This window comes from uncultured Streptococcus sp. (assembly GCF_938036805.1).
GTDB lineage: Bacteria > Bacillota > Bacilli > Lactobacillales > Streptococcaceae > Streptococcus.
In genome coordinates, this window is record NZ_CALHWC010000218.1 from 1 (window position 1) to 3850 (window position 3850).

The 3850-nt window shown below is 45.6% G+C and carries 3 protein-coding genes; 2 read left to right on the top strand and 1 reads right to left on the bottom strand.

Features of this window, described 5'->3' with window-relative positions:
- A partial coding sequence (locus tag Q0191_RS09480) for a GH32 C-terminal domain-containing protein (protein WP_297665955.1) occupies window positions 1-163 on the top strand: 163 nt, incomplete at its 5' end.
- Complete coding sequence (locus Q0191_RS09485; protein ID WP_297665951.1) at window positions 144-1109, top strand: LacI family DNA-binding transcriptional regulator; 966 nt, start codon at window positions 144-146, stop codon at window positions 1107-1109. The genes Q0191_RS09480 and Q0191_RS09485, both read left to right, overlap by 20 nt.
- Window positions 1110-1381: 272 nt before the next feature.
- Here Q0191_RS09485 and Q0191_RS09490 read toward each other — a convergent pair.
- A partial coding sequence (locus Q0191_RS09490; RefSeq protein WP_297665953.1) for a pullulanase occupies window positions 1382-3850 on the bottom strand: 2469 nt, incomplete at its 5' end.

A 3850-nucleotide genomic window follows, 5' to 3' on the forward strand; every position in this document is an offset into this window, starting at 1 on the left:
TATCTTCATCGATAAATCAATTTTTGAAATTTTCATCAATAAAGGAGAGAAAGTATTTTCCGGCCGTGTCTTCCCGAGAGAAGACCAGACAGGCATTGCCATTACCAAGGGCAATCCAACCGGTACTTACTATGAATTAGATTATGGTCGCAAAGCTAACTGATGTAGCAAAACTAGCAGGAGTCAGCCCTACAACTGTTTCCCGCGTCATCAACAGAAAAGGCTACTTATCCGACAAAACGATTTCTAAGGTTGAAGCAGCCATGCGAGAATTGGCCTACAAGCCCAACAATCTGGCGCGAAGTCTCCAAGGTAAGTCAGCCAAGCTAATTGGCCTTATTTTCCCTAATATCAGCAATGTCTTTTATGCAGAATTGATTGGCAAGCTAGAGCACGAGCTCTTTAAACAGGGCTATAAAACCATCATCTGCAATAGCGAGCATAACTCAGACAAGGAGCGTGAATACCTTGAGATGCTGGAAGCCAACCAGGTGGACGGCATCATCTCCGGCAGTCACAATCTAGGCATCGAAGACTACAATCGCGTGACTGCTCCCATCATTTCCTTTGACCGTAACCTTTCACCAGATATTCCAGTTGTCTCCTCAGACAACTATGGCGGCGGGGTGCTGGCAGCTCAGACCTTGGTCAAGGCTGGCGCTCAAAACATCATTATGATTACTGGCAATGACAATTCCAACTCGCCTACCGGCCTGCGCCATGCTGGCTTCGCCTCTGTTCTACCAGACGCTCCTATTATCAATGTGTCTAGCGACTTTTCTCCAGTCCGAAAGGAAATGGAAATCAAGCACATTTTGACTCACAAGAAGCCAGATGCTATCTTCGCATCAGATGATTTGACAGCCATTTTAATTATGAAAGTCGCTCAGGAGCTAGGCATCCAGATTCCCGAAGATTTAAAAATCATCGGCTACGACGGAACCTACTTTGTGGAGAACTATTATCCTCAACTAGCGACTATCAAACAGCCACTGAAAGAGATTGCCAAACTTCTGGTCGATTTACTGCTACAAAAAATTGACAAGCAAGAAGTCACAACAACGGGCTACTTCCTGCCAGTGAACCTCTTGCCAGGCAAGAGTGTGTAAATTTCATTCAACCCCTACTAAATAAGAAAATGAGGCTGGGACAAAAGTCCTAGCCTCATTTTTTCTTTGGATTGTCGAGCAAGACGCAGTGGTTGAGTGGGCTCTACTACGCTGATTTCATCAGCTTTTACAGCCCTACTCAACTGTGCGGAGGTGGGACGACGAAATCGAATTCTAACGAATTACCGATTTCTGTCCCACTCTCATTTTTAACTATCACGGTGAGAAATATGGATTTCTACAACTGCTAGAGGAGATTATTCTCTTCTACTTTATTGCTTCTTTCTAAAAGCGAGCAAGCCAGCAAAGAAGGCAAGAGAACCACCTAAAAGTGCAAGCAGAGAAGTTTCTGTGCCAGTTTTCGGCAAGACTTTTTCTGTCGAAGCAGTCTCGGTAGGACTTACTTTGTCCTGCTGCGGCTCTGCAGCAAGTGGTTTTTGACTCTCTGACGATGGAGATGTAGATGGAACTTGAACAAGCTTATTCGACAAGCTAGGACTTTGTTCTTTTTGAAGCTCCTTAACGCTGCCTTGAGACGGATTTTGCTGGATGTCTTTATTTGTATCTTGAGGCTTTTCTTCTTGAGCTGGACTCGCCTTTTTAATCCGCAAAATTGTCGCTGTCAGCGGAGCTAGAGTCAAGCCATTACTGTTTCTAGTGACACCTGCTGGATTTGAAATAGCTGTGACTCCTGCGCTATTGCCATCAGCCACAACCTCTGCGCCTGCTAGATGTTTGTAGGCTTCACCAAAGTTGAAGTTTCGCTCCTTTTTATCCGCATTGACAAAGACTGCATAAATATCTCCATTCGAAGCAACCACTTGGTAGCCAAGGACCATGTCTTCTTTCTCAACGCCATTCTTGCCAGGCTGGGTAATGAGAGTCACATTTTGATCGACTTCTGCTTTGGAACTACGAGTGAAGGCGTCCGTTGATTTCCGCAGACTAATCAAGCCCTTCATATAAGCACGGCTCTTGGCATTTTCAGGGAATTTCTCCGCATCAGTCGCCTTGGTCCAGTCAAAATGATTGACCGCGTCGCTTGAATCATAGGAATCATGAATGAAATACGGGTATTCAAACGGCGTGCCGTCCTCATTGGTCAACAAATGCGCTTTGTTTGGAACCTTGTCTTCGGAAACAGGATATTTATAGGCAGGATCGCGGAATTGCTTGGTCCGGCCGTATTCTTGACCAGAGTGGATAAATGGTGTTCCTTGCGAAGTCAGCATCATCAGATTTCCTAGGCGCAGACGGCGATGAATCTCTTGATTATTAGCAGCGACTGCCGGATCTTTCTTGATCGACTGGGCAATGATATCAAAGAGGGTCAGATTATCATGAGCTGCGATGTATTGAATCACATCCCCTGGGCTATCCGCCTCAAAATTGGTTGGCTGTGCCTTGATATTCTTGAAAACATCTTCTACATTGCGTTTACCGCCAGTGATAAAGGCTGGTGTTCCCTCATTTGGATAACCCGATTTCAAGGTATTACGAATGTCATCTGAGAAGACCGCCACCGTATCTGTTGACTTCATCCAAGTTTGGTCAGCAGGCTGGACAGCTTTATTTTCATCACCTGCATAAGTCTTCCAGCCCTCACCCAGCATAATGAGATTTGGATTGAGCTTTTTAGCTTCTTCAAAGGCTTTTTGGATGGACTCTGCATCATGGTCTCCCATCATATCAAAGCGGAAACCATCTACCTTGTACTGCTCCGTCAGATACTTGATCGAATCCACCAAGACCCTTCTGCTCATATAGTGGGTAGTCCCCAAGCGGCCGCCACCAAAGCTGGATCTCGGTGTGCCATCCGCATCCATAAAGTGGTAGTAATTGGGCTCCAAGTCCTCAAAGATAGAGGTCTTGGCTGTGTGATTATAGACCACGTCCATGATAATGCCCATGCCACGCTTATGAATTTCGTTGACAAGATTTTTAAATTCCTCAATGCGCTTGGCTGGATCTGTCGGCGCGCTGGAGTACATACCTGTCAGCGAGAAGTAGTTTTGCGGGTCATACCCCCAGTTGTAATTGCTGTTGCTGGAAGCGTACTTGTCCATACGTTCAGCATTTTTCAGCTCATTGACAAAGTAATAGCTCAGAACTGGCAAGAGCTGAACGTGGGTCACTCCCAAGTCTTTCAAATAATCCAATTTCTCAATGAAAGCTGAGAAGGTCCCAAATTGAGATTTTAAATCCTTTGAAATAGCTGGATCTGAAGTGAAATCACGAACGTGCGCCTCATAAATCAAGGCATCTTCTCGCTTCTTGAAATTCGGAATATTGGCATAGGTTAAGTCTTTCGGTCCATATTCACTTGGATCTACAAAGGCCGCCTTAGCAATCTTGTAAGCATCCCCCTTGTCCGCATCTTCACTGTTCCAAGCGGCTAAAGACTTGGCATAGGGATCCAGCACAAGGACTTTTTTGCCGCCACGGCTAATTTCATAATGATAGAAATATCCACGATAGTCAGAAAGACCTAGCCCGCTCTCAGGCGTCAAGCTGCTAGTCCATGTACCAGACTCACCCTTCTGCATAGCTATGCGCCCAAGGACCTTGTTCTGATCTTCCTTGTCATAGACCACCAAATCTACTTGGTCCGCACTTGGTGACCAGAAGGTTAAGTCCACTTGTTTGCCCGCTTGAGAAACACGCGCTCCCAAATCACCATCATACTTGTAAAGACTATCCTTCAGCTGCCAGTTCATGCTGGTTTTGAATTGGTCATTGCC